Raw genomic sequence first — 25,930 nt, forward strand, 5'->3', positions numbered from 1 at the left:
TTTTCGGGTTTCGTGTAGACTCTGCGCATGGCGAAGATGACTCAAATCTCCTCGATTTTTAACCTCCACGGCAAAACGGCCCGTGCGGTTGAGTTCGCCATCGTCGTCAAGACGTCGATCAAAACGATTACCCCGAAAACGATCACGAAGCGCTGATCGTCCGTCGTGCCCGCCCGTCTTCCCCGCGCGGTCACGCCGGGCAAGGTGGTAGCGGGGAAGTTTCCATTCGAAGGGTAAGTCATGAACGTAGGTCTCGTAGGTTGGCGCGGCATGGTCGGCAGCGTCCTGATGCAACGTATGCAGCAGGAAGGCGATTTCGACCTCATCGAACCGGTGTTTTTCAGCACCAGCAACGCGGGCGGCAACGCGCCGTCGTTCGCCAAAAACGAGACAAAGCTCAAGGATGCGGCCAGCATCGACGACCTGAAGAAGTGCGACATCGTCATCACATGCCAGGGCGGCGACTACACGAACGAAGTCTTCCCGAAGCTGCGCGCGGCCGGCTGGAACGGCTACTGGATCGACGCAGCGTCGTCGCTGCGGATGAAGGACGATGCGGTCATCATCCTCGATCCGGTCAACCTCGACGTGATCAAGAACGCGCTCGTCAAGGGCACGAAGAATTTCATCGGCGGTAACTGCACGGTCAGCCTGATGTTGATGGCGCTCGGCGGCCTGTTCCGCGAAAACCTGATCGACTGGATGACGGCGATGACGTACCAGGCCGCATCGGGCGCGGGCGCGCAGAACATGCGCGAACTGCTGCAGCAGATGGGCACGCTGCACGGCGCCGCGAAGGAAGACCTCGCGAATCCTTCGTCCGCGATTCTCGATATCGACCGCCGCGTGCTCGCCGCGATGAACGGCGACAGCATGCCGACCGAACATTTCGGCGTGCCGCTCGCGGGCTCGCTGATCCCGTGGATCGACAAGGATCTCGGCAACGGCATGTCGAAGGAAGAGTGGAAGGGCGGCGCCGAAACCAACAAGATTCTCGGCAAGCCGGCAATGGGCACGCCGGGTTCGATTCCGGTCGACGGCCTCTGCGTGCGGATCGGCGCGATGCGCTGCCACTCGCAGGCACTGACCATCAAGCTGAAGAAGGACGTTCCGCTCGACGAAGTCGACGGCATCCTCGCGTCGGCGAACGACTGGGTGAAAGTCGTGCCGAATGAGCGCGAAGCATCGATGCGCGATCTGTCGCCCGCGGTGGTAACAGGTACGCTGACGGTGCCGGTCGGCCGGCTGCGCAAGCTCGCGATGGGCGGCGAATATCTGTCGGCGTTTACGGTCGGCGATCAGTTGCTGTGGGGCGCCGCCGAACCGCTGCGCCGCATGCTGCGCATTCTGCTCGACAAGTAAAGTAAACTACGCGCTCACGACGCGTAGTTAATCTGCAAGCGTCGCGTATCCCGCGGCGCTTTTTTCATTGTGTGCTCCGAATCCCGTTCTCCATCCATCGACAAGGCTGCGCGACGACGCGCCAGGAGTTCCGATGACCGTTCGACAACCCGGTCCTTTGCGACCTGCGTTGCGTAGTCGCCTCTATCGCTGGCCGGTGGCCGCGACGGCGGCGCTCTTTATTACCGGCACGTGTGTTGCACAGGACGCGCCGGCGTCGGCTGCGAGCGCCTCGAGTGCTGTGAGCCCTGTTGACGCATCCGAGCCTGTCTCGGCGATCGGCCTGCCGGCCGCACAGTACACCGTGCGCGTCGGGCAGTCGCTGAACGACATCGCACTCGCCATCACGCAGTCGCACGACCGCGCGACATTGGCCCGCGCGTCGCGCGCGCTGTTCGACGCGAATCCCGCCGCGTTCATGGGTCACGACCCGAGCCGGATGAAAATCGGCGCGGTGCTGAATGTGCCGGCGCTCGATGCGTCGGGGACGCCCGTGGGGGCGTCGGGCGCGGCGGCGGCCAGCAGTGCTTCGGCCAGCGTGTCGACGGCTGCCTCAACTGCGGCTGCCGCGAGTGCGGCTAAACCGACGGGGTTCACGGCAGCTGCTCTGGCTGCATTAGCCGCCATGTCCGCCTCTTCTGCGACTGCGCCGGCTTCTGCGGTCGACGCTGCGCAGGCCGCGTCGCAGCCGTCCGCCGCGCCGCAGGATGCGCACGCGAGCGGTGCGCACGTGTGGACCGGCGCGATCCAGCAGTCCGCGAGCGCGCCGGACGCGGCATCGGCCGAGGCGGCATCGCAGCCGCGGGCGCAGGTGTCGAGTCTCCAGCAGTTGCTCGCGCTGAAGAATCGCGTGCTGATGGAACTGCAGAAGCACGGCATTGGGTCGACGGGGCAGCCGAAGACGGGTACCGATGGCGCGTCGGCGGTCGCCGTTGCGCCAGCCGCGTCGGGGAGCAGTGCGCTAACGGTTCCTGCGGTTCCGGTTGCTTCGGCTGGAAGCCGGTCATTGTCGGATGGCGGTCAGTTCGGGTTCACGCAGACCCAGTTGGGCATTGCCGCGGTGATTGGGGCCGCGCTCGTCGTGCTGCTGACCGGTCTGTCGATGCGCAAGCGTCGTCCGGCGAAGCCGGCGGCCGATGCCGCGAAGCAGAGTGACGTCCCGGCGCGTCCGGCGACGCTGCTCGAGAAAGACGCGGCCGCCTATGCCGCGCGGCTCCAGGCGCAGCATCCGGCAGCCGATGGCGCGACGCAGGACGAATCCCCATCTGCTGCCACGACGTCGACGGCCGAACATCCGTCGCTCGATGGGGCGACGACCGCCGCGAGCCTCGCAGCCGCGGCTGAGCCTGGCGCTGAAGCACTGCCGGTGCAGACGATCCAGCCTGTCGAAGGCAATCTGCCGCATGCGGTCGATGAACCCCAAGCCACCGCGCTGCCATCTGTCGACGGCGAGAAACAGAACGAATCCCCGTCGCTGGATGAGGCGACGACTGCCGCGAGCCTCTCAGCCGCAGCCGAGCCTGGCGCCGATGCGCCGCCTGTGGAGACGATCCAGCCAACCGCGAGCGACCCGCACGCCGCTCCTTCTTCGATCGAAGCTGAAGAGGCGCACGCGGCTCCGCCAGCCGTCGAACCGACGCTTCCGCAGGCGTCGTTCCCGCGCGACGCGATAGCCGCGCTCGACAGTCTCGATCTGTCGTTGCCGCCCCGCAGCGGCCCGGTGGCTGATGTGTCCCAGCAAGCCACGGACCTGCCGCCCGAACCGGCGCCGCATGAACCCGTTCCGTTTGCCGACACAGAGGCTCCTTCGCCGATCGAACAGCCGGCAGCCGAATCACCTGCGCCCGCAGCAACCCCACACGAGCCGACCCACGCCACAGAAACTCCCACAGCCATCGCCGGCCTCGGCGCAGCTCGTTTCGGCGCGCTGAACCTCGACTTCGATCTCGAACTGCCGCCAAGCCCCGCGCAGCCGATCCCCGCGTTCACGCCCGAAGAGCTCGCCCGTATCGCGCGCAACAAGCTCGATCTCGCGTCGGAATACATCGAACTGGGCGATTTGAACGGTGCCCGTACGCTGATCAACGAAGTGATCGCCGCGAACGACATCGGCACCCGCGACGAAGCGCGCGCGTTGCTGTCGACGCTCGCGCCGCTGTCGTGATGCGCGTCGCACTGGGCGTCCAGTACGACGGCGCGGCGTTCTGCGGCTGGCAGTCGCAACGGCACGGCAAGACCGTTCAGGACACGCTCGAACGCGCGCTGCGCGAGTTCGCGCAGACGCCTCTGCAAACGGTCGTCGCGGGACGGACCGATACCGGCGTGCACGGCCTCGGCCAGGTGGCGCATTTCGACACCGATCTGCAACGCGACGATTTTTCGTGGGTGCGCGGCACCAACGCGTTCTTGCCTGAGAGCGTTGCCGTGCAGTGGGCGAAGCCGATGCCGGACACGTTTCACGCGCGCTTTTCCGCGTTCGAGCGGACTTACTACTACGCGCTCTATGTGCATCCGGTGCGTTCGCCGATGCTCGTGGGCCGCGCCGGCTGGGTGCATACGCCGCTCGACGTCGACGCCATGCGCGCCGCCGCGGCGTGCCTGATCGGCGAGCACGATTTTTCCGCGTTCCGGTCGTCGGAATGCCAGTCGAAGACGCCCATCAAGCATCTGCGCCAGATCGACGTGCGCCCGCAAGGCGACTTCATTCACTTCCGCTTCCGCGCGAATGCCTTCCTGCATCACATGGTGCGCAACCTGATGGGTTGCCTCGTCGCGGTCGGCCGTGGCCGCTATCCGGCCGGGTGGCTCGCGGAAGTGCTGGCGGGCCGCGATCGGTCGCGCGCGGCGCCGACCTTCATGCCAGACGGGTTATACCTCGCTCACGTCGGCTATCCTGACATATTCGCGGTACCGCCGCCCCAGTCCGGGAGCGTACCGTGGAGCACCTTATGGATCGATTGATTTCCACCATGAACCCAGACCAGACCGCGCCGGCCGACGTCGCCCCGCAGACGCGACCCGCCGCCGTGCCGCACCGCACGCGGATCAAGCTGTGCGGCCTCGGGACGCCCGCCGACGTCGAGCAGGCCATCGAACTGGGCGCCGACGCAATCGGCCTCGTGTTCTATCCGCCGAGCCCGCGTTCAGTCGGCGTCGTGCAGGCGCTCGAAATGACACGCGACATCCCGCCGTTCCTGTCGGTGGTAGGTCTGTTCGTCAACGCTTCGCCGGAATGGATGCAGGAGGTCACGTCCAACGTTTCGCTGACCCTGCTGCAGTTTCACGGCGACGAAACGCCAGCGCAATGCAACTCGCTCGCCAGCATTGCGGGTTTGCCTTGGTTGCGCGCATTGCGCGTCGCGGCGGATACTCAGCGAGCCGATTTGGTAGAATCGGCGCTTAACTATTCAGCCGCCAGTGGTCTTCTGCTCGACACGCATGTCGAGGGCTACGGCGGCGGCGGGAAGGTCTTCGATTGGTCACTTATTCCAGCAGAGCTCGCGCGTCGGGCCGTTTTGAGTGGTGGGTTGAACGCGCAAAACGTCAGTGACGCGATCCATCGCGTGCGCCCGTACGCGGTCGATGTCTCCAGCGGCATCGAGGTAGCGGGCGCAAAGGGCGTGAAGGATCACGCCCGGATGGCGGCGTTCGTACGCGCGGTGCGCGAAGCGGACGCCGGATGATTCCGGTGGCGCCGGCGTCCCAGAGACGTGGCACCACTCACTGAGAAGAGTGACGCAATGTACAACTTGCCTGACGAAAGAGGCCATTTCGGCCAGTATGGCGGCGTGTTCGTCGCCGAAACCCTGGTCCATGCGCTCGACGAGCTGCGTGCGGCCTATGCCCGATACCAGCAGGATCCCGACTTCGTCGCCGAATACGAGCGCGAACTGAAGCACTTCGTCGGCCGTCCGTCCCCGATCTATCACGCACAGCGCTGGAGCGAGATGCTCGGCGGCGCGCAGGTGTACCTCAAGCGCGAGGACCTGAACCACACCGGCGCGCACAAGATTAACAACGTGATTGGCCAGGCGCTGCTCGCGAAGCGCATGGGCAAGCCGCGCGTGATCGCGGAAACCGGCGCCGGCCAGCACGGCGTCGCAACCGCGACGATCGCGGCGCGCTTCGGGATGGAATGCGTCGTCTACATGGGCTCCGAGGACGTGCGCCGTCAGGAGGCCAACGTTTACCGGATGAAGCTGCTCGGCGCGACCGTCGTGCCGGTCGAATCGGGTTCGAAGACGCTGAAGGACGCGCTCAACGAGGCGATGCGCGACTGGGTCACGAACGTCGAAAACACGTTCTACATCATCGGCACGGTGGCCGGGCCGCATCCCTATCCGATGATGGTGCGCGACTTCCAGCGCGTGATCGGCGACGAATGCAAGGTGCAGATGCCCGAGATGACCGGTCGCCAGCCGGATGCGGTGATCGCATGCGTGGGCGGCGGATCGAATGCGATGGGGATCTTTTACCCGTATATCGACGATAGTTCGGTGCAGTTGATCGGTGTCGAACCTGCCGGCGACGGTCTTGAGACCGGCCGCCATGCGGCCTCGCTGACGTGCGGTAGCCCGGGCGTGCTGCACGGCAACCGCACCTACCTGCTGCAGGACGAAAACGGCCAGATCATCGAGGCACATTCGGTGTCGGCCGGACTCGACTATCCCGGAGTCGGTCCCGAGCATGCATGGCTGAAGGACAGTGGCCGCGCGCAATACGTCTGCATCACGGACGAGGAAGCGCTGCAGGCGTTCCATGACTGCTGCCGGATCGAGGGCATCATTCCCGCGCTCGAATCGAGTCATGCGCTCGCGTATGCGGCGAAGCTCGCGCCGACGTTGCCTAAGGACAAGCTCCTGCTGGTCAACTTGTCGGGCCGCGGCGACAAGGACATGCATACGGTCGCCGAGCGATCGGGCATCACGTTCTGAGCGCCGCGACGATGCGTGACGAGTTCGACGAGCCGCAGCCGGTAGACGCCTCCGAAACGGCGCTTGCCGGTCCGGCCGAAGTGACGCAGGAGCGGTCGGATGCGCCGGTCGGTGGGCGCTCCGCCGCATCGGCGTCGCTGCCGCCCGGCATCGAACTGCACAACCGCGATTTTCTGACCGATGTGGCCAGCCTTCCGGACGGGTCGATCGACCTGATCCTTGCCGATCCGCCGTACGGGCTCGGCAAGGACTACGGCAACGATTCGGACATGCGCTCGGGTGAAGCCTTTCTCGCGTGGACGCGGGACTGGCTCGACCTGGCGATTCCGAAGCTCAAGCCGACCGGCTCGCTGTACGTGTTTTGCACCTGGCAGTACGCGCCGGAGATCTTCAGCTTTCTGAAGACCCGCCTCACGATGGTCAACGAGATCATCTGGGACCGGCGCGTGCCCAGCATGGGCGGCACGACCCGCCGCTTTACGTCCGTGCACGACAACATCGGCTTTTTCGCGGTATCGAAGGAGTATTACTTCGATCTCGACCCCGTCCGCATCCCGTACGATGCCATCACGAAGAAGGCGCGTTCGCGTAAGTTGTTCGCTGGCAGCAAGTGGCTGGAGATCGGCTACAACCCGAAGGACGTCTGGTCGGTCTCCCGCCTGCATCGGCAGCACGCCGAGCGGGTCGATCACCCGACCCAGAAGCCTCTGGAAATCGTCGAGCGGATGGTGCTCGCGAGTTGTCCGCCGGGCGGCCGTGTGCTCGACCCATTTATGGGGAGCGGCACAACGGCCGTGGCCTGTGCCCGCCAGCGACGCGAATTCGTCGGCTATGAAATCAACGAGAGTTACTGCGCGATAGCGCGCGAACGCGTAATCGCGATCGCGGCGCAGCCCCCGGCCGAGCCGGCCGCGACCGGCATCGCTGCCGGTCCGGTCGCCGCGACGACTTGAGTCACCCGAGCGGCCTGAGCGCAGTTTTCAGCAGAGATAAATCCATGTCCCGTATCGAAAACACTTTCGCGGCGCTGGCCGCGCAACACAGAAAAGGGCTGATCCCGTTCATGACCGCGGGCGATCCCGATCCGGAGCGCACCGTCGAATTCATGCATGCGCTCGCCGCCGGCGGCGCCGACGTGATCGAACTCGGCGTGCCGTTCTCGGACCCGATGGCCGACGGTCCGGTGATCCAGCGATCGTCGGAACGCGCGCTCGCACGCGGCATCTCGCTGCGGCACGTGCTCGCCGACGTGAAGCGGTTCCGGGAACGCGACACGAAGACGCCGGTCGTGCTGATGGGCTACGCAAATCCGATCGAGCGGATGGGCGCCGACGCGTTCGCCGCCGCCGCGCAGGAAGCGGGCGTCGACGGCGTGCTGGTGGTCGACTATCCGCCGGAAGAATCGATCGATTTCGCGCAGAAAATGCGCGCAGCCGGGATCGATCCGATCTTTCTGCTCGCGCCGACGTCGACCGACGAACGCATCGCCGAGGTGGGCAAGGTGGCGAGCGGATACGTCTACTATGTGTCGCTAAAAGGGGTGACCGGCTCCGCAAATCTGGACGTTTCCAGCATCGCGGGTAAAATCCCGGCCATCAAGTCGCGTGTGCCGCTGCCGGTCGGTGTCGGTTTCGGCATCCGCGATGCGCAGACCGCGCGTGCGGTGGCCGAAGTGTCGGATGCCGTCGTGATCGGTAGCCGTATCGTGCAGTTGCTCGAAACGGCCCCGCCCGATACCGCTGCCGACACGCTGACGCGCTTCATCGCCGAAGTGCGCGCTGCGATGGACAGCATCGGCGCGGCGCCCCGATAACCATCATCGTTTTATACCGTCGTTCAGGCCGGCAGCGGAGCAGATCCCGCCGCCGGCCCGAATGACCGAAGAAGGAATCATCATGAGCTGGCTCGACAAACTGCTGCCGCCGAAAATCAAGCAAACCGACCCGAAGAACCGCAAGGGGATTCCGGAAGGGCTGTGGATCAAATGCCCGTCGTGCGAGGCGGTGCTGTATCGCAACGACGTCGAGGCCAATCTGCACGTGTGCCCGAAATGCGATCACCACATGCGGATCGGCGCGCGCGAACGGCTCGACGGGCTGCTCGATGCGGAAGGACGCTATGAGATCGGCCAGGAAATCCTGCCGGTCGACGCGCTGAAGTTCAAGGACAGCCGTAAGTACCCGGACCGCCTGAAAGAGGCGATGGACGAAACCGACGAAACCGATGCGATGGTCGTCATGGGCGGCGCGATCCATACGCTGCCAGTCGTCGTGGCGTGCTTCGAGTTCTCGTTCATGGGCGGCTCGATGGGCTCGGTGGTCGGCGAGCGCTTCGCGCGCGGCGCGCAGAACGCAATTGAACAGCAAGTGCCGTTCATCTGCTTCACGTCGTCGGGCGGCGCGCGGATGCAGGAGAGCCTGCTGTCGCTGATGCAGATGGCGAAAACCACCGCGATGCTCACGAAGCTGGCGGAAGCGAAGCTGCCGTTTATTTCCGTGCTGACCGATCCGACGATGGGCGGTGTGTCGGCGAGCTTCGCATTCCTCGGCGACGTCGTGATCGCCGAACCGAAGGCGCTGATCGGTTTTGCGGGCCCGCGCGTGATCGAACAGACGGTCCGCGAGAAACTGCCGGAAGGATTCCAGCGCGCCGAATTCCTGATGCAGAAGGGTGCGATCGACATGATCGTCGACCGTCGCAAGCTGCGCGAAGAGATCGCGCGGCTGATGGCGCTGCTGACGCGCCAGCCGGCCGACGCGGTCGCCTGAGCGGTCGCTCCGCGGCTGTTCCGCAGAGCCCCTGTTCCGTATTGCCAGCGAGGCGGCCTCCGGGTCGCCTCGTGCTTTTTTCGCGAGCCTTCATGAGACGACCTCGTGCCGTTTTCGCGGTTGCCAGCGCCGTCTCCACGCGTTTCTACGATAATGCGGTGCCGCTGTTCCGCTTCACTTCGTTTTGAGCGATCTGTCCGATGAGCACTACCTTCTCCAGCCTCGACGCGTGGCTCACGCATCTCGAATCCGCGCATCCGGTCGGCATCGACATGGGCCTCGAGCGCATCGGCAAGGTGCGCGACGCGCTGCAACTGCAATTCGCCTGTCCGATCATCACGGTGGGTGGCACGAATGGCAAAGGCTCGACGTGCGCGATTCTCGAATCGATCCTGCTGCGCGCCGGCTACACCGTCGGTTGCCATACGTCGCCGCATCTGCTCGAGTTCAACGAGCGCGCGCGGATTAACGGCGCGATCGCGACGGATGCCGAACTGCTGCTGCATTTCGAGGCCGTGGAAGCCGCGCGCCACCGCTTCGCCGAGCCGATTTCGCTGACTTACTTCGAGTTCACGACGCTCGCGATCATGCATCTGTTCGCGGCACGCGGGTTCGATGCGGTGATTCTCGAAGTGGGCCTCGGCGGTCGGCTGGACGCGGTCAATATCCTCGATACCGATTGCGCGATCATCACGAGCATCGACATCGATCACACCGAGTACCTTGGCGATACGCGCGAGAAAATCGCATTCGAGAAAGCGGGCATCTTCCGCGCCGGCAAGCCCGCGATATGCGCGGACCCGCTGCCGCCGCAAACGCTGATCGATCACGCGGAGCGGATCGGCGCCAATCTGTGGCTGTTCGGCCGCGATTTCCGCTACGAAGGGCAGGCCGGCAGCGAGCGCCAGCAATGGAGCTACGTCGGCCCGACGCTGCGGCGCTCCGCGCTCGCGTACCCGGCGCTGCGCGGTGCGAACCAGCTGATCAATACTTCCGCGGCACTTGCTGGCCTGGAGGCGCTGCGCGACCGCCTGCCGGTGTCCGCGCAGGACATCCGCCTGGGGCTCGCGAACGTCGAGCTGCCGGGCCGCTTCCAGGTGCTGCCGGGCAAGCCGGCGATCGTGCTCGACGTTGGCCACAATCCGCATGCGGCGGCTGTGCTCGCGCAGAATCTTGGCAACATGGGCTTCTTTCCGTACACGTACGCGGTGTTTGGCTCGATGCGCGACAAGGACATCGCCGGCGTGCTGCAGCATCTGAAGGGCGAAATCGATCACTGGTGCGTGACCGATATGCCGACGCCGCGCGCGGCCTCGGCTGAGGATCTCGAAACGGCACTGCGCGAGGTCGGCGTGGTCGACGGGCCCGATGGCAGCGTGACACGCCATGCGTCGCCAGCGGAAGCGTTCCAGGACGCACTAAAACGCGCGTCCGACAATGATAGAATCGTGGTTTTCGGAAGTTTCTATACGGTAGCGGGTGTGATGGCCTATCGTAAATCGCAGCACCACTGAACGCGCGGAAGCCTCGACCAAGCCATTCATGGGAATTTTCTCGTTCGGCAAGAAAGACGATGCGCCCACCCGGCGCAGCGCACAATCCAGTTCCAGCCGGAACACCCGCGGCGAGTCCGCGCGGGGAACCGAGCGGCGCACCCGCCGCACGGAGCGGTCCGGCGACGCCGACGCGATGCTGCTCGATCCGACCTTGCCCGAAAAGCAGCGCGCCCGCCGGCGCCTCGTCGGCGCGATTGCGCTGGTCGTCGCAGCGGTCGTGATCCTGCCGATGGTGCTCGACTCGCATCCAAAGCCCGTCACCGACGACATCTCCATCGATATCCCGAATCGCCCGGTGCCGAAGGCCAGCACCGCGCCCGACGATACGCAGGCAGGCGTCGCACCGGATAACCCGGCAACCGACGCCGGCCTCGCGGCATCCGGCCTTGCCTCAGCAGGCAGCACGTCGCAAAGCGCGACCGGTACAGCGCCTGCCGCACCTGCTGCACCCGCCGCACCGGTACGATCGCAAACCCATGCGGCCGCGAGCGCAAAGCCGGAAGCCACGAACAGTACGCAGACCCAAACACACCCGAAGCCCGTCCAGCAGACCGCCGACAACGCGCCGGCTGCCGGCGCGGACGCCGATTCGGGAACGCCCGCATCGCCGCCCGGCAGCCGCTTCGCGGTGCAGCTCGGCTCGTTCCCGGACGACACGAGCGCAAAGAGCTGGGCCACGAAATTGAAAGCGGCGGGGGTGCCCGCATATACCGAACGTCGCAAGCAGGCTGACGGCACGACCCGGACGCTGCTGCGCGCGGGTCCGTTTGCGGACCGCGCGGCCGCGTCGGCGGCGATCGCGAAAGTGCGCGACGCCGGCCTGACGTCGGGCGCGAACGGCGGCGCACAGTAATCCGGCGATGTTGACCGCATTCGACTACGCTGTAATGGCGGTGATCGGGTTGTCGGCGCTGCGAGGCACGTGGCGCGGCTTCCTGTCCGAGATTTTCGGGCTGATCGGCTGGGTGGCGGCGTTTCTGATCGCGTGCCGCTTCGTCGGTTATGTCGTGCCGTGGATTCCGGCCACGTGGCCGGGCGGCGCGTTGACCCAGTGGCTGATCGCGTTTGCCGCGATCGTCGTCGGGGTCGTGCTGGTGGCCGGTGTGTTGAATGCGCTGCTGAGCCGCCTTGTACAGGCGAGCGGCCTGAGCGGTGTGGACCGCTCGCTCGGCCTGTTGTTCGGCCTCGTACGCGGGGTCGTGCTGGTGCTGCTGCTGGTCGCCCTCTCGGGCTTGACCGAGCTGCCCCAGCAGGAATTCTGGCGCAATGCGCTGTTGCGGCCTTATGCCGAGCAGGGCGTGCGCGAACTGAGACCACTGCTTCCGGCGCCGCTCGCCGCCTACGTCCGCGTCTGACCTGCCAGCCAGGCGAACGCAACCGAGGCGGCCCGCCGGGCAGACACGCAGAACCCCGGCGCGACCCGGATGCCGCCCGGCACCGGCCGCCGTTACGGATTTCGTACCTTTGAAGGACATGCCATGTGCGGCATCGTAGGCGTAGTTTCCCGCTCCCCCGTCAACCAGCTGATCTATGACAGCCTGCTGCTCCTGCAGCATCGCGGCCAGGACGCAGCCGGTATCGCGACGGCGAACGGCAGCAATTTCCACATGCACAAGGCCAACGGCATGGTGCGCGACGTGTTCCGCACGCGCAACATGCGCAGCCTGCCGGGCACCACCGGCATCGGCCAGGTGCGCTACCCGACGGCGGGTTCCGCTTCGAGCGAAGAAGAAGCCCAGCCGTTCTACGTGAACGCGCCGTTCGGCATCATCCTTGCGCACAACGGCAACCTGACCAACTGGCCGCAGCTGAAAGACGAGATGTTCCGCATCGACCGGCGGCACATCAACACCAATTCCGACACCGAGGTGCTGCTCAACGTGCTCGCGCACGAACTGCAGCTGTCGAGCTCGGGCCTGCAGCTCGATCCGGATGCGGTCTTCAAGGCCGTGGCCGGCGTGCACAAGCGCGTGAAGGGGTCGTACGCGATCGTGTCGCTGATCGCGGGCTACGGGCTCCTCGCGTTCCGCGATCCGTTCGGGATCCGGCCGCTGTGCCTCGGCAAGCTCGAGACGGCGGAAGGCGTCGAATGGATCGTGGCGTCGGAGTCGGTGGCGATCGAAGGCATCGGCTTCGAATTCGTGCGCGACGTCGCGCCGGGCGAGGCGATTTTCATCGATCTCGAAGGCAACCTGTACTCGCAGCAGTGCGCGACGAACCCGAGCCTGAACCCCTGCATCTTCGAACTCGTGTATCTCGCGCGACCCGACTCGGTGCTCGACGGCGTGCCGGTCTACAACGCGCGCCTGCGCATGGGCGACTACCTCGCGGAAAAGATCAAACGCGTGCTGCCGGACGTGAAGATCGACGTCGTGATGCCGATCCCCGATTCGTCGCGGCCCGCAGCGATGCAGGTCGCGGAGAAGCTCGGCGTCGAGTATCGCGAGGGCTTCTTCAAGAACCGCTACGTCGGTCGCACGTTCATCATGCCGGGCCAGGCGGTGCGCAAGAAGTCGGTGCGCCAGAAGCTGAACGCGATGGGCATCGAGTTCAAAGGCAAGAACGTGCTGATCGTCGACGATTCGATCGTGCGCGGCACCACGTCGCATGAAATCGTGCAGATGGCGCGCAATGCCGGCGCGAACAAGGTGATCTTCGCATCGGCGGCGCCGCCGGTGAAATTCCCGAACGTCTACGGCATCGACATGCCGACGCGCGGCGAACTCGTCGCGCACGGCCACACGGATGAAGAAGTCGCCCGGATGATCGGTGCCGATCACCTCGTGTATCAGGATGTCGATGCGTTGAAGCAGGCGATCCGCGATATCAACCCGGCGCTGAAGGAGTTCGATGCGTCGTGCTTCGACGGCAACTACGTCACCGGTGACATCACGACCGAGTACCTCGACCGCGTCGAACTGGCGCGTCTTACGCCGGATGCGCTGTCGGACCGCGATGCGGCGAGCGAAGCGATCGACGGCGGCGGCGCTGCGCGTTCGCAACTGCATCTGCAACTGTCGGTGGAGTGACGCACTTCGCGGCAAGCGGCACGATGCGTGCTGCCTGCCGTGCCTGTGCTAGCATCGGGGCTTGCGTCGATTTGAACTCAGCTTGCGGACGCGGGGCAACCCAAAACAGCTAAAGCGAATGGCGAGCAAAGTCATGTCGCCACGCTCCAGCTTCCCCGCACACGAAGCCCGCTTATGCCGACGCAAAGCGGGCTTTTTTGTTGCCGGCGCGATCAGGAATTCAGAAATGCAGGAATGGCCCGCGCCGGTCGTATAACGGAACCGAACGAACATGGACGACTCCCTCAACTTCGACACCCTTTCGGTACGCGCCGGTACGCTGCGCAGCGAGTTCAACGAGCATTCGGAAGCGATCTTCCTCACGTCGAGCTTCTGTTTTTCGAGCGCGGCCGAAGCGGCCGACCGCTTCAAGCACTCCGAGGACTATTACACGTACTCGCGCTTTACCAACCCCACGGTCACGATGTTCCAGGACCGCCTCGCAGCGCTCGAAGGCGGAGAAGCCTGCATGGCGACCGCGTCGGGGATGAGCGCGATCATGTCGGTGGTGATGTCGGCGTTGCAGTCGGGCGATCATCTGGTCAGCTCGCGGAGCCTGTTCGGTTCGACGCTCGGGATGTTCTCGCAGATCTTCAGCAAGTTCGGTATCACGACCACCTTCGTCGATCCGACCGATCTCGACGCATGGAAAAACGCCGTGCGCCCCGAGACGAAAATGTTCTTCCTCGAAACGCCGTCGAATCCGCTGACCGAAATCGCCGACATCGAAGCGATCGGCAAGATCGCGAAGGCCGTGAACGCGCTGTTCGTCGTCGACAACTGTTTCTGCAGCCCGGCGTTGCAGCAGCCGCTGAAGCTCGGCGCCGACGTCGTGATGCATTCGGCGACGAAGTTCCTCGACGGCCAGGGTCGCGTGCTCGGCGGTGCGCTCGTCGGGTCGCGCCAGTTCATCATGGAGAAGGTGTTTCCGTTCGTGCGCAGCGCCGGCCCGACGCTGTCCGCGTTCAATGCGTGGGTGCTGCTGAAGGGCATGGAGACGCTGTCGCTGCGGGTCGAGAAGCAGTCGGCGAACGCGCTCGAAATCGCCAGCTGGCTCGACACGCATCCGGCCGTGAAGCGCGTGTTCTATCCGGGGCTCGAATCGCATCCGCAGTACGCGATCGCGAAGCGTCAGCAGAAGGCGGGTGGCGCGGTCGTGTCGTTCGAGCTGAAGGGCGACACGCCCGAAGCGCAGCGCGAGAACGCGTGGCGCGTTATCGACGGCGCGAAGGTCTGCTCGATTACCGCCAATCTCGGCGACACGCGCACGACGATCACCCATCCCGCGACGACGACGCACAGCCGCATCACGCCCGAAGCGCGCGCGGCGGCGGGCATTACCGAGGGGTTGCTGCGGCTGGCGGTCGGTCTGGAGAATGCGGGCGATATCCGTAACGATCTCGCGCACGGGTTGGGTCAGGGCTGAGGGGTGGCCGCGCGACTGAAAAGCGCGGCTGAAAAACGCTACTGCCGCACCGCGCGCCACTGCCCGGGCGCGAGCCCGAAGCGCCGCGTGAACGCGTGCGTGAAAGCGCTTTGATCGCCGAAACCGACGTCGAGCGCGACGTCGGTCAGCGAGCGGCGCGGATCGGCGAGCAGCGTCACCGACGTATCGAGCCGCAGCCGCTGCAGATAGCGGTGCGGCGTCTCGCCGAACGCCTCGATAAACAGCTGATGAAAACGCCGCATCCCGAAGCCGCAATGCGCGGCGAGATCTGCGACGCGTAGCGGTTCCGCGAGCCGGGCCCGCAGCCACCGATCGATCCGCACGAAGTCGAGCCCCGCGCCGGGCAGATCGTCGCCGCTACGCGCGATGCCCGTGTGCGCGAGGATCGCCGCACACAGCTGCGCGGCCGCGTCCCAGTTGAAGCGCCGCGCGTGCGGCGTGAGTGTTGGTTGATCGGCGGGATCGCCGACAGTCGCGCCGGTAGCGAGCCGGCGCACGAGCTGGGTCGTCGACACATCGATGCTGACCGCTCGCGCCCGGTCGAACAGCCGCTCCGGCACCGCGAGCGATGCCGCGGGCAGATCGAGCACTAGCTGACGGTTCTCGCCGAGCCCTGCGTAGTCGTGCCGCGCACCGGCTGGCACGAGCCACGCATGACCGCTCCCGATCCGCTGCCCGACGCCGTCCACCGCCATCGTCATCGAGCCGTCGAGACCCAGCACGACTTGATGGAACGCATGCACGTCCGACGCCTCGACCGCGCCGAAGCGGCGCAGCGAGACGCTGGGGGAGAACACGGCGGCGCTCATGAGCGCGTTTAAAGAGAAAGAACCGGGCTCAAACGTCGAGCAGTTCGACTTCGAACACGAGCGTCGCATTCGGCGGAATCACGCCGCCCGCGCCGCGTACGCCGTAGCCGAGGAGTGGCGGAATGGTCAGACGGCGCACGCCGCCCACTTTCATGCCCTGCACGCCTTCGTCCCAGCCCTTGATGACCATCCCGCCGCCCAGCACGAAGGCGAACGGGTCGTTGCGGTCCTTGCTCGAATCGAACTTCTGACCATCGGTCAGCCAGCCCGTGTAATGCACGCTGACGGTTTTGCCTGCAAGCGCTTCGGCGCCGCTGCCTTCGGTCAGATCTTCGTACTTGAGGCCCGACTCGGTGGTGACGGTGGACATGGAAAACTCCTTCGGACAAATCGATTGAAAGCGGTATTGTAGGCGCGTTTGACCGGTCGCCTGGAGGCGAACCCGGCGATTGGCACTGACGCCAATCCGGCCGTTGCTGCAACGACGGCCCGCCCCGCGGTGCATTCGCCTCGTTCGACATAACTTCGCACGCACCGAGGCGGACCGGGCGCGCTACGTGCTACACCATGCGATGGACCATTCGTCGCACAGGGCGACGAACTGGCCTGCCTATAATGATGTCTCGACGAACATCCCTGTACGAGAGGGCATCGAAGTGAGTACGTCTCCTGCGGGCGCGGGTGCTGCCCAGCCCGGCCATCGCGATTCCGCTGCCTATGAACGGACCGCGCGCCGCCGCGCCGAAGTGGCGCTGTTCATGCGCGACCATGTGCTGTCGCTCGTCTCGCACGATCTGCGCGGTCCGTTGAACGCCATCCACAGTTGGGCCTACGTCCTCGAGCGCAAGTTCGACGCGGCCGATGCGGCCGCGCAGCGCGCGCTCGGCGGCATCCGTACCGGTGTCGAGCAACAGGTGAAGCTGCTCGAAGATATCGTCGATACGACGCGTGCCGACACCCGCATGCTCGCGCTCGAGCGCACATCGTTCGCGTTGTGGCCGCTCATCGACGAAACGCTCGGCGAAGTGCGCAGCGCGCTGGCCATGTCGCGCGACGTGCCGCTCGACGTCGATACCGCGCTCGCGACCGAGCAACTCACCGGCGATCGCGATCGTCTCGCGGCGGCGGTGTGGCTGATGCTCGCGTTCGCGGTCGAATCGAGCGCGCCGGGTTCGCCGGTCACGCTCGCGACGTCCGCCGATACGACCGCGTGGCACGTCACCGTGCGCTTTAACGTGACGCCCGCGCTGCGCGAGGACGTCGACGTACCGCATCTGCTCGAAGCGTTCGCGTTGCGGCAGGCACAGGCGCCGCGCGAAGCGGGGCGTATCGCGTGGGTGCTGGCGTTGAGCAAGCGCGTCGCGGAAGCGCATGGCGGTGCGTTCGAGCAGCACGATGCAACGGATGGGAATGACACCGCGTCACTCGTACTTCGTGTGCCGCTCGTGTCGGCCTGACGTTTCAGTAAGAGAACACGCGCCGGGCGGGATGAGCCCACGCCGCATCGCCGTTTAGCACGCATCGAGCTTTCACCGCGCTTTCACCCTCTATACTGACAACTTTTGCCTCCGGAGTTTTCTCTCTTGATCCAGGTTGTCGCCCTCATCGGTGCGTTGCTGCTCGTCGCGCTCAACGGCTTCTTCGTCGCGGCCGAATTCGGTCTCGTCAAATTGCGGCAGACCCGCGTGCAGGCGCTCGCGAAAAAATTCGGCCTCCGCGGCCGGTTGCTCGCGAAGGTGCATGGTCAGCTCGACGCCTATCTGTCCGCGTGTCAGCTCGGCATCACGCTCGCGTCGCTGGGGCTCGGCTGGATCGGCGAGCCCGCATTCGCCAGCCTGCTGTCGCCGCTGTTCGAGCTGTTCGGCATTCATTCGCTGCCGGTCGCGCATGCGATCTCGCTGTTCTTCGCATTCACCTGCATCTCGTTCCTGCACATCGTCGTGGGCGAACTTGCGCCGAAGTCGCTCGCAATCCGCCAGGCCGAGCGCATTTCGCTGTGGACCGCGATGCCGCTGTACGGCTTCTACTGGGCCATGTATCCAGCCATCTGGCTGTTGAACAACAGCGCGAACGCGGTGCTGCGGATCGCGGGCCTGGCGTCCGGTCACAGTACCGACGCGCATTACTCCACCGACGAACTGAAGCTGATCCTGCGCGGCCGTCGTGCGGGCGTCCAGCATCGGAAGGAGGCGCAGGAAAGTGGTGCGTCCGAAAGTAGTGTGCCGGCGCAACCTGCGCTCGGTGACGACGCGTACAACCAGGACGAGTGGAACACGATCGCGCATTCGCTCGACTTCTCGCGGATGACCGTCTCCGACCTGATGCGCCCCGCGCACGAGATGGTCGGGCTGCGTCGCGACCTGCCGTTGCGCGAGAACATGCAGGTGGTCGCGCGGCATCGGTTCAGCCGCTATCCGCTGTTCGACGATGCATCGGGCGAGCGCGTCGACGGGATGATCCACCTGAAGGACCTGCTGCTCGCGCGCCATGCGGGCAGCACGCTTGAAGACCTCGCGAAATACGCGCGGCCTGTGCAGTACGTGAAGCCGACGATGCCCGCGCTCGAACTGTTCCGCCGGTTTCGCAAGGGCGCGCCGCATCTTGCGCTGGTTGGCGAGAAGAACGCGCAGCCGATCGGTTTTCTCACGCTCGATAATCTGCTCGGCGCACTGGTCGGCCAGATTCACGACGAGTTCCGTCAGGGCGATGCCGACTGGACCCGGATGGATGACGGCACGCTGATGGGCAAGGGCAGCTTGCCGGTCGTGTCGCTCGAACGCGCGCTTGGTATCGACATTGATGAAGGCCGCGCGGAATCGGTCGGCGGCCTTGTGATCCAGGCGCTCAGCGATCTGCCGGAAGAAGGGCAGCGGGTGTCGTTCGATCGGTTCGATGTGGTTGTGAAGAAGATGCGGGGCCCGCGGATCGTGCTGGTGCGGGTGTATCCGAAGGACTTTGAGGATGAAGGGGGGTAGGCGCTTCGTCGCACCACCTGCGAGCCTTTATCGACGCGTCGCCTGGATGGCCCGTCAAGCCCGCGGCACCCCATCCTCGACAAGCATCGCAACCGGCAGCGCCGCGAGCACCTCGCGCAGATAGAGCCTGCCGTTCTCATCGACCTTCGGCGCAGCCGGACTCAACCAGTCGAACAAAGCACGCGACGCGAGATCGTTCGGCAAGACAACCGCGGCATCACCCCACGCGGCCGCATCGACGCACGGCACGCCGTCGTGCGCGCCGTGCTCATCGAGCAGCGGCATAGCAAGCCGCGTCGCAACGATCACCGCCCACGCATTGCCATACCGCCGCGCGAACGCGATCGCGTGCGCGGCATGCTCGCCCTCGACATCGAGCGGCAGATACGCGCCTTCGCCAAGCAGCGCCGGCAGATGCGAACGCAACGCGAGGCCGCGTTGCACGACCGCGAGCTTCACGCGTCCGCTGCGCCAGTCGTCGAGATACGTCGACGGCGGGGCTCCGGCGGATTCAACGAGCCACGCATGCCGCTGCGCAAAATCGACTGGCCTCCGGTTGTCCGGATCGACCAGACTGAAGTCCCACAACTCGGTGCCCTGGTACAGATCGGGCACGCCCGGCGACGCGAGCCGCAGCATCGTTTGCTGCAGACCGTTGATCGCACCCGCACGCGCGATCCGCTCGACGAACGCCGACAGTTCGCGCAGGAAGCCGTCGCGTCGCTGCGGCGCGACGATATCGAACAGGAAATCACGGCACGCCTGCTCGTACGCTTCATCGGGGGCGAGCCACGACGTGCGCAGTTTCGCTTCGCGCAACGCCTTCAGTTGCCATTGCGCGACGCGCTCCGCGAGCGCTTTCACGCCGGTTTCATCGTCGGGCGCAAGATCGAGCGGCCAGCAGCCGACGAGCGTCTGATACAGCATCGCCTCCGCAGCGGCCCCCGGCGCCCAGTCGTCACCCGTGGTCACCGCGCGCCGGTGCGGCGTGTTCAGCGTCGACCAGCTGCGCAGCAGCGCGCTCCAGTCGTCCGCGATTTCGCTCAGCACCGCGAGCCGCGCGCGCACGTCTTCGCCGCGCTTGTGATCGTGCGTCGCGGTGGTGATCAGCGCACGTGGAAAGCGGCGCGCACGTTCGAGATTCGTCGCATGGAATTGCCCGACGCTCAACGCGAACTCACCCGGATCCGCGCCGACCTCGTTGCGCGACAGCAGTCGTCCATAGCGATAGCAGGCCGTGTCCTCGATCGCCTTCGCGGCCACCGGCGCGGTGAGGTGCGAGAACGCCGTTTGCGCGGTGCGTCGCGATACGCCCGCATGAGGATTCGGCTGCGCGAGCGGGGCGCTGTCCACCGCATCGGGCCCACTTCGCCCGAGCCACGCGTCTACCCGCTCGAGCACCGCATGATCCGACAGCGGTAGCGCGCGCTTCGTCGCTTCGAGCGCGGCGTCGAAGTACACGTTGTCGTCGTCGCTGCGCAGACCGTTCAGCGGATACACGCGATAAACCGGGAAATGCACGACCAGTTCCGCGAGCACGCGGCGGATCGCGGTGTACGTGAAGTCGCGCGTCTCCGTCGTTTCGCGCGCGATCCGATGCAGCGCGCGCGCGCTGCGGTCCAGTTCCGCTGACAGGTTCTCCGCGAGCATCTTGCGTCGCGCGGCGAGCGCTTCGTCGGCGAACGCGGCGCTGCGGCCGCTCAGGTCGGCCCATGCCGCGGCGAGCGGTTCCGCGCCGGCCGGATCGTGCAGCAGCGCGCCCACGTCGTTCATGAAGTCGTAACCGGTCGTCCCGTCGACGGGCCAGTCGTCGCGCAGCGCCTCGCCGCGGGCGAGAATCTTTTCGACCACCAGATACGGCACGCCTTCGCGCAACTCGGTCAACCGCTGGCGCAGACGCTGGCAATATTCGCGCGGCTCCGCGAGCCCGTCGACGTGATCGATGCGCAGGCCGTCGATCGTTCTTTCCGCATACAGCCGGAACATCAGCGCGTGTACCGCTTCGAACACGTCAGGCCGTTCGACGCGCACGCCAGCAAGCGCACCGATGTCGAAGAAGCGCCGCCAGTTCACCTCGTCAGACGCGGTGCGCCACCACGCGAGGCGAAAATGCTGGCGCTCGAGCAGCCGGTGCAGACGGTCGTGCGTATCAGGTGCATCTGGCGAATATGCAGCGAGCACGACATCGAACGCACTCGCGCCGTTCTGCGCGGCGAACTCACGCAGCGTATCGCGTGCGGCGGCGGCACGCGGATGATCGGCGGGTTGCGTCGTCAGGCTTGAGAACGGTGCGGCGAGCGCGTTCAGGTCCGCGCGGTCCGCGGCCTGCAGGATCGTCGCGTAATCGACCGGGCACACCGGGCATACGTGCTCGCCATACACGATCTCGAAGCGTCCGCTATCTGCCGCGAAGCGCAGTGCAATCCGGCCGGCGTTCAACTCGTCGCCGTACGGCGCACCGAGAAACGGCACCAGCACCTTGCCGCGCAGCGCCGGGTCTGGCGAATGCCAGTCCACGTCGAAATGCCGCGCGTACGCGCTGTGCCGCCCCCATTCGAGGATATCGAGCCACCACGCGTTATGTGCGCCGCCGACGCCCATATGGTTCGGCACCACGTCGACGACGAGTCCCATCCCGCGCGCATGCAGTGCGTCCGCAAGCCGCTTGAGCGCCGCCTCGCCGCCTCGCCGCCGCACTCGACGCTGACCGTCGCGTAGTCGACGGTGTCGTAGCCGTGCATCGAGCCGGGTTGCGCAGTCGTGACGGGCGACGCGTACAGATGGCTCACGCCGAGCGCGGCGAAATAGTCGAACTGCGCAAGCGCATCATCGAACGTGAAGTTCCGATGGAACTGCAATCTGTACGTGGAGCGGGGGCCGTTCATGGCGTGTCGGTGGAAGAAGCGCCGCGCGCGCGGTCGACCGCCAGCAACCGGTCGCGGAACGCCGGGTCCTCGAACAGCGCATCGACTGGAAGTGCGAGACGGCGGCGCCAGTTCGGATGCTCGTCGATCGAGCCCGGCAGGTTCGGCTGGTCGGCGAGCGCGAGCAGGTCCTCGAGCGGATACGCGACGAGTGGCGCGGGCGTCGCGGCGACGAACGCGAGCGCTTCGTCGACCGGCGCCTCGTGCTGTGGCGGCGGGGGCACATCTCGCGCGGCGACACCGGCGTGCTGGAACGCGGCCCACAACGTGTCGCGCTGCGCCGCGCGCTCGGCGAGCGCAAGCTGCACCGGGTCGCGGCCATCGGCGCGCGGCAGCGTCTGGCCGATCCGGTTGCGCCATTCGATATCTTCGCCGCGCCACCAGCCGGTGACGGTCGGCAGATCGTGCGTGGTGGTCGTCGCGAGCGCGTTTGCATCCCAGTCGCGCGGCGCCTTGAAACCGTAACCGTATTCGCCGTTCTCGAACCACAGCACGCGGATGCCGGCGAGCCCGTGCTCGGTCAGCCGTTCGCGAAAACCCGACGGCACCGTGCCGAGGTCTTCACCGATCACGATCGCGCGATGCCGCCACGATTCGAGCGCGATCAGCCGCAGCAGATCGTCGAGTGGGTAACGCAGATACGCGCCGTCCTTCGCTTGTGCACCTTCAGGCACGAGCCACAGACGCCGCAGCCCGAGAATGTGATCGATGCGGATGCCGCCGGCGTGCGCGAACGCGGCGCGCAGCATGTCGATGAACGCGGCGAAGCCCTGGTTGCGCATCGCGCGCGGCGAGAACGTCGTGAGTCCCCACGCCTGGCCCGCCTGATTGAACAGGTCCGGCGGCGCGCCCACCGATACCCCTTGCAGCATCTCGTCGCAATACGACCATGCATGGCTGCCGCCGCTGTCGCAGCCCACCGCGAGATCCGCGATCAGGCCAATCGACATGCCGGCGTCGCGCGCCGCGTGCTGCGCATGCGACAGGCCCTTCGCCGCGAGCCATTGCAGGAACAGATGGAACGTGATCTCGTCGCGATGCGAGTCGGCGAACGCATCCACCTCGGCGCTGCGAGGATCGCGTAACGCATCGGACCAGTTACGCCAATGACCTTCGCCATGCTGCGCGATTTGCTCCGCGTGCAGCGCCTCGAAACGCGCGTGGTCTTCGAGCGCACGGCCGCCGCGTTCGCAGAAACCGTGAAATTCGAGCGCGCGCGGCGTCTGCTGCGCGATGTCATGTGTACGAAACCGCTCGAACAGTACGCGCAGCACCGCGAGCTTCATCGGCACCGCGTGCGGCCAGTCGATCAGCGGCAGTTGCTCCAGTTGCTGCCACGTATCGGCGACGCCGGCCGTGTCGATCGCCGCGCGGGCCGCGTCGCTGCCGAACACGGCGGCCGGATCGATGTGCGCGATGTTCAGCCACAACCGCGACGACGGCGAATACGGGCTGAACGTGTTCGGCGCCGCACTGAACATCGCGTGCGTCGGACTCACGGCGAGCGCGTGCGCACCGTGCTTCGCGCTGTCGATGGCGAGTGCCGCGAGCGCCGAATAGTCGCCGATGCCGCCGTCCCCAGTACGCCGCAGCCCATACAACTGCGCACCGATGCCCCACAGCGGCGGCGGTTGCGTACCGGTGCCGTGCAGCGTTTGCCACGCATCCGCGACCGTGTAGCAGCGCGGCGGCGCGACCGCGAGCGTCACGCGCTGCTCGTTGATCACGAGCGTGTGATAGCCCGCTTCGCCGATCGGCGACAGCAATGCGGGTTCGCCCTTCGGCGCGGTGAAGCGACCGTCGATCAGCGCGCCGCTCTCCAGCTCGATCCGGTAGCGGCTGCCCGATCGGATCGATGACGCGGGCAGCGCGATCGCGCGTTCGTATTCGGCGGTTATCAGCGGCGGCAGGCGACGGCCGGACAACTCGCCGTCGATCGCCGCGGCGCTCTGGCGGATCTGCGTCGCGTTGCCGCACGGCAACCCCATGCGTTCGAGCAGCACGGCGAGCGTCGCGTCGGGCACGCGCTGCGTCGCGCCATGCGCGTCGAACCATTCGACCTCGAAGCCGGCGCGCGAAGCGAGGCTGTCGATCGTATCGCTGGAGCGTCGCGTCGAGTTCATGTGCGCTGCCCCGGATGCGTGACGATGCGGGCGTCGTGATGCAGCGCGTAATCGCTGACGTCGCCAGTCAGCCACGCGATGCACGCATACGCGGGCAACTCGTGCGCGTCGGCGCGATCGCGTGCGCGCGGCGGCGTTTCGAACACGATCTTGCCGTCGGGCACGACGGGCAACGGCACCGCGTCGCGCGAGAGATTCAGCGCGATCGACAGCGTCTGCCCATCGCCGAGCCGCCAGCGCGCGACGAGCGCGTCCGCGTCTTCTCCAGTGGTCGTGGCGAGCACGCTTGCGCCGAGTGCCTTCGCGTGCGCGAGCCGCGGCGCGATCAGCTTCGCGCGCACGGTCAGCGCCGACTGGTAGAAGTGGAGCCATTCGCGGCGGTCGGCTTCGTCGGGCGCTTTGGAAGCGTCAGACGGAGGCGACGACGCCGCAAACGTCCGTGGATCGTTCGGATCGGGAATCTGCGCGCGCCGGCTTTCATCACTGAACGCGGAGAAGCGCGCGAATTCGCGGCGCCGTCCTTCGCGCACCGCGTCGGCGAGATCGCCGGTGTAGTCGGTGAAGAACAGGAACGGCTGCTGGGAGCCGTGCTCTTCGTCCATGAACAGCAGCGGAATCTGTGGCGACAGCAGCAGCAACGCGGTCGCCGCGCGCAGCGCGTCATCCGGGCAAAGCGTCCGCAACCGCTCGCCGAGCGCACGGTTGCCGATCTGATCGTGGTTCTGCAGAAACATCACGAACGACGTCGGCGGCAACTGCGCGCTCGCTTCGCCGCGCGGCTCGCCGTCGTGAATCGGCGACGCTTCGCCCTGATACGCAAACCCTTCACCGAGCACCCGCGCGAGCTTCTGGATCGGCTGCTCCGCGAACGCGCGATAGTAGCCCTCGTGTTCGCCGGTCAGCAGCACGTGCAGCGTGTTGTGCGCATCGTCGTTCCACTGCGCGTCGAAGTGCTCGTCGAGCAGGCTTGCGGTGTTGCGCTCATTCTCGAGCACCAGATACACGTGCCGGCCGTGCTGCATCTTCGCGCGGATCGTGTCGGCCAGTTCGCGCAGCCAGCCGTCGTTCGCGATTGCATGCACGGCGTCGATGCGCAGCCCGTCGAAACGATATTCGTCGAGCCAGTAGATCGCGTTGTCGATGAAGAATTCACGCACTTCGGTGCGCTCGAAATCGATCGCGGGTCCCCACGGCGTGTGCGAGCCTTCGCGGAAGAACGCCTTCGCGTATTGATGCAGATAGTTGCCGTCCGGTCCGAAGTGGTTGTACACGACGTCGAGCAGCACCGCGAGTCCGAGGCCGTGCGCGGTGTCGATCAGCGCCTTGAGATCGTCGGGACGGCCGTAGGCGGAGTCGGGCGCGTACGGCAGCACGCCGTCGTAGCCCCAGTTGCGCGCGCCGGGAAAATCGTTGAGCGGCATCAGCTCGATTGCGGTGACGCCGAGCGCGGCCAGCGCAGGCAACCGCTTCGCGACGCCGTCATACCCGCCGAGCGCGCCCACGTGTACCTCGTAGAGCACCGTTTCCTCCCACGGCCGACCGTGCCAGCGCGTGTGCTGCCACGTGTACGCGCGCGGATCGATCACTTCGCTCGGGCCGTGCACGTCCTGAGGTTGAAAACGCGACGCGGGATCGGGCACGGTGAGTCCGCTGTCCAGCCGGAATCGATACAACGTCCCGACGCCGCACGGCACTTCGGCTTCGAACCAGCCACCGCCCGTCGACGTCATGTCGAGCGCATCCGCCTGCCCGCCGCTTTCGATCCGCACCTGCACCGCATCGCACGACGGCGCCCAGAAGCGGAAGCGCGTGCGCGGCTTCGCACACGACGCGCCGATCAGCTGCGCGCCGAACGGCAGGCAATGCGCATGATGATGCGCATGCGGATCGATCGGATGTTCGGACATGATTCATCACCATTCGGT

Annotated in this window: 20 protein-coding genes and 1 pseudogene; 16 read left to right on the plus strand and 5 right to left on the minus strand. The window is 66.1% G+C overall.

What is annotated here, in order from left to right:
* Window positions 1–27 precede the first annotated feature (27 nt).
* From ACREXZ_RS10995 to ACREXZ_RS11060, 14 genes are all read left to right on the plus strand, one after another.
* Window positions 28–156, plus strand: a complete 129-nt coding sequence (locus tag ACREXZ_RS10995; protein ID WP_431764090.1) for a hypothetical protein — start codon at window positions 28–30, stop codon at window positions 154–156.
* 84 nt (window positions 157–240) lie between these two features.
* Window positions 241–1,362, plus strand: a complete 1,122-nt coding sequence (asd, locus tag ACREXZ_RS11000; RefSeq protein WP_431764091.1) for an aspartate-semialdehyde dehydrogenase — start codon at window positions 241–243, stop codon at window positions 1,360–1,362.
* Window positions 1,363–1,495: 133 nt separating this feature from the next.
* Window positions 1,496–3,565: a FimV/HubP family polar landmark protein gene (locus ACREXZ_RS11005; RefSeq protein ID WP_431764092.1), complete on the plus strand. Its 2,070-nt coding sequence runs from the start codon at window positions 1,496–1,498 to the stop codon at window positions 3,563–3,565.
* The gene (gene truA / locus ACREXZ_RS11010) at window positions 3,565–4,362 is read left to right on the plus strand and encodes a tRNA pseudouridine(38-40) synthase TruA (protein ID WP_431764240.1); all 798 of its coding nucleotides are present in this window, start codon (window positions 3,565–3,567) and stop codon (window positions 4,360–4,362) included. The genes ACREXZ_RS11005 and truA overlap by 1 nt, the downstream gene beginning before the upstream one ends.
* Window positions 4,363–4,370: 8 nt before the next feature.
* Window positions 4,371–5,084 (plus strand): phosphoribosylanthranilate isomerase, encoded by a 714-nt coding sequence (locus ACREXZ_RS11015; protein ID WP_431764241.1) that lies wholly within the window; start codon window positions 4,371–4,373, stop codon window positions 5,082–5,084.
* Between the two features lie 57 nt (window positions 5,085–5,141).
* A complete protein-coding gene (gene trpB / locus ACREXZ_RS11020; RefSeq protein WP_431764093.1) occupies window positions 5,142–6,335 on the plus strand; it encodes a tryptophan synthase subunit beta in 1,194 nt (397 codons plus the stop codon).
* 11 nt (window positions 6,336–6,346) lie between these two features.
* A complete protein-coding gene (locus ACREXZ_RS11025; RefSeq protein WP_431764094.1) occupies window positions 6,347–7,288 on the plus strand; it encodes a DNA-methyltransferase in 942 nt (313 codons plus the stop codon).
* A gap of 44 nt (window positions 7,289–7,332) precedes the next feature.
* Entirely contained in the window at window positions 7,333–8,148 is an 816-nt protein-coding gene (trpA, locus tag ACREXZ_RS11030) for a tryptophan synthase subunit alpha (protein ID WP_431764095.1), read from the plus strand.
* A gap of 82 nt (window positions 8,149–8,230) precedes the next feature.
* The gene (gene accD, locus ACREXZ_RS11035; RefSeq protein WP_431764096.1) at window positions 8,231–9,103 is read left to right on the plus strand and encodes an acetyl-CoA carboxylase, carboxyltransferase subunit beta; all 873 of its coding nucleotides are present in this window, start codon (window positions 8,231–8,233) and stop codon (window positions 9,101–9,103) included.
* 200 nt (window positions 9,104–9,303) lie between these two features.
* Window positions 9,304–10,617 carry a bifunctional tetrahydrofolate synthase/dihydrofolate synthase gene (folC, locus tag ACREXZ_RS11040; protein ID WP_431764097.1) on the plus strand — a complete coding sequence of 438 codons (1,314 nt, stop codon included), beginning with the start codon at window positions 9,304–9,306 and terminating at the stop codon, window positions 10,615–10,617.
* 28 nt (window positions 10,618–10,645) lie between these two features.
* Window positions 10,646–11,512, plus strand: coding sequence for an SPOR domain-containing protein (locus ACREXZ_RS11045; RefSeq protein WP_431764098.1), 867 nt, complete (start codon window positions 10,646–10,648; stop codon window positions 11,510–11,512).
* Between the two features lie 7 nt (window positions 11,513–11,519).
* Window positions 11,520–12,014, plus strand: coding sequence for a CvpA family protein (locus ACREXZ_RS11050; protein WP_431764099.1), 495 nt, complete (start codon window positions 11,520–11,522; stop codon window positions 12,012–12,014).
* Between the two features lie 123 nt (window positions 12,015–12,137).
* Complete coding sequence (purF, locus tag ACREXZ_RS11055) at window positions 12,138–13,688, plus strand: amidophosphoribosyltransferase (RefSeq protein ID WP_431764100.1); 1,551 nt, start codon at window positions 12,138–12,140, stop codon at window positions 13,686–13,688.
* 271 nt (window positions 13,689–13,959) lie between these two features.
* A complete protein-coding gene (locus ACREXZ_RS11060) occupies window positions 13,960–15,153 on the plus strand; it encodes an O-succinylhomoserine sulfhydrylase (protein WP_431764101.1) in 1,194 nt (397 codons plus the stop codon).
* 38 nt (window positions 15,154–15,191) lie between these two features.
* Here the strand turns inward: ACREXZ_RS11060 and ACREXZ_RS11065 are convergent, their stop codons facing one another.
* Together ACREXZ_RS11065 and ACREXZ_RS11070 are read right to left on the minus strand one after the other, a co-directional pair.
* On the minus strand, window positions 15,192–15,983 hold the full coding sequence (locus ACREXZ_RS11065; RefSeq protein WP_431764102.1) for a helix-turn-helix domain-containing protein: 792 nt from the start codon (window positions 15,981–15,983) through the stop codon (window positions 15,192–15,194).
* 28 nt (window positions 15,984–16,011) lie between these two features.
* Window positions 16,012–16,353, minus strand: coding sequence for an FKBP-type peptidyl-prolyl cis-trans isomerase (locus tag ACREXZ_RS11070; RefSeq protein WP_431764103.1), 342 nt, complete (start codon window positions 16,351–16,353; stop codon window positions 16,012–16,014).
* Window positions 16,354–16,639: 286 nt separating this feature from the next.
* Between ACREXZ_RS11070 and ACREXZ_RS11075 the strand changes: the two genes are divergently transcribed.
* Both ACREXZ_RS11075 and ACREXZ_RS11080 read left to right on the plus strand, forming a co-directional pair.
* Window positions 16,640–17,440, plus strand: a complete 801-nt coding sequence (locus ACREXZ_RS11075) for a sensor histidine kinase (RefSeq protein WP_431764104.1) — start codon at window positions 16,640–16,642, stop codon at window positions 17,438–17,440.
* A 126-nt stretch (window positions 17,441–17,566) separates the two neighbouring features.
* On the plus strand, window positions 17,567–18,958 hold the full coding sequence (locus tag ACREXZ_RS11080; protein WP_431764105.1) for a hemolysin family protein: 1,392 nt from the start codon (window positions 17,567–17,569) through the stop codon (window positions 18,956–18,958).
* A 54-nt stretch (window positions 18,959–19,012) separates the two neighbouring features.
* Here ACREXZ_RS11080 and treY read toward each other — a convergent pair.
* The 3 genes and pseudogenes from treY to treZ all read right to left on the minus strand — a co-directional run bounded on the left by treY (window position 19,013) and on the right by treZ (window position 25,912).
* A pseudogene (gene treY, locus ACREXZ_RS11085) lies at window positions 19,013–21,843 on the minus strand (malto-oligosyltrehalose synthase).
* Complete coding sequence (malQ, locus tag ACREXZ_RS11090; protein WP_431764106.1) at window positions 21,840–24,005, minus strand: 4-alpha-glucanotransferase; 2,166 nt, start codon at window positions 24,003–24,005, stop codon at window positions 21,840–21,842. Before malQ ends, treY begins: the two are co-directional and overlap by 4 nt.
* Window positions 24,002–25,912 (minus strand): malto-oligosyltrehalose trehalohydrolase, encoded by a 1,911-nt coding sequence (gene treZ, locus ACREXZ_RS11095; RefSeq protein ID WP_431764107.1) that lies wholly within the window; start codon window positions 25,910–25,912, stop codon window positions 24,002–24,004. Before treZ ends, malQ begins: the two co-directional genes overlap by 4 nt.
* Window positions 25,913–25,930 lie beyond the last annotated feature (18 nt).

Origin of the sequence: Paraburkholderia sp., from assembly GCF_050742655.1 — a bacterium.
Lineage (GTDB): Bacteria > Pseudomonadota > Gammaproteobacteria > Burkholderiales > Burkholderiaceae > Paraburkholderia.

Bases quoted from the DNA above. Each gene is read 5' to 3' on its own strand.
- ACREXZ_RS10995 (WP_431764090.1), top strand. From the start codon at position 28: ATGGCGAAGATGACTCAAATCTCCTCGATTTTTAACCTCCACGGCAAA.
- asd (WP_431764091.1), top strand. From the start codon at position 241: ATGAACGTAGGTCTCGTAGGTTGGCGCGGCATGGTCGGCAGCGTCCTG.
- ACREXZ_RS11005 (WP_431764092.1), top strand. From the start codon at position 1,496: ATGACCGTTCGACAACCCGGTCCTTTGCGACCTGCGTTGCGTAGTCGC.
- truA (WP_431764240.1), top strand. From the start codon at position 3,565: ATGCGCGTCGCACTGGGCGTCCAGTACGACGGCGCGGCGTTCTGCGGC.
- ACREXZ_RS11015 (WP_431764241.1), top strand. From the start codon at position 4,371: ATGAACCCAGACCAGACCGCGCCGGCCGACGTCGCCCCGCAGACGCGA.
- trpB (WP_431764093.1), top strand. From the start codon at position 5,142: ATGTACAACTTGCCTGACGAAAGAGGCCATTTCGGCCAGTATGGCGGC.
- ACREXZ_RS11025 (WP_431764094.1), top strand. From the start codon at position 6,347: ATGCGTGACGAGTTCGACGAGCCGCAGCCGGTAGACGCCTCCGAAACG.
- trpA (WP_431764095.1), top strand. From the start codon at position 7,333: ATGTCCCGTATCGAAAACACTTTCGCGGCGCTGGCCGCGCAACACAGA.
- accD (WP_431764096.1), top strand. From the start codon at position 8,231: ATGAGCTGGCTCGACAAACTGCTGCCGCCGAAAATCAAGCAAACCGAC.
- folC (WP_431764097.1), top strand. From the start codon at position 9,304: ATGAGCACTACCTTCTCCAGCCTCGACGCGTGGCTCACGCATCTCGAA.
- ACREXZ_RS11045 (WP_431764098.1), top strand. From the start codon at position 10,646: ATGGGAATTTTCTCGTTCGGCAAGAAAGACGATGCGCCCACCCGGCGC.
- ACREXZ_RS11050 (WP_431764099.1), top strand. From the start codon at position 11,520: ATGTTGACCGCATTCGACTACGCTGTAATGGCGGTGATCGGGTTGTCG.
- purF (WP_431764100.1), top strand. From the start codon at position 12,138: ATGTGCGGCATCGTAGGCGTAGTTTCCCGCTCCCCCGTCAACCAGCTG.
- ACREXZ_RS11060 (WP_431764101.1), top strand. From the start codon at position 13,960: ATGGACGACTCCCTCAACTTCGACACCCTTTCGGTACGCGCCGGTACG.
- ACREXZ_RS11065 (WP_431764102.1), bottom strand. From the start codon at position 15,983: ATGAGCGCCGCCGTGTTCTCCCCCAGCGTCTCGCTGCGCCGCTTCGGC.
- ACREXZ_RS11070 (WP_431764103.1), bottom strand. From the start codon at position 16,353: ATGTCCACCGTCACCACCGAGTCGGGCCTCAAGTACGAAGATCTGACC.
- malQ (WP_431764106.1), bottom strand. From the start codon at position 24,005: ATGAACTCGACGCGACGCTCCAGCGATACGATCGACAGCCTCGCTTCG.
- treZ (WP_431764107.1), bottom strand. From the start codon at position 25,912: ATGTCCGAACATCCGATCGATCCGCATGCGCATCATCATGCGCATTGC.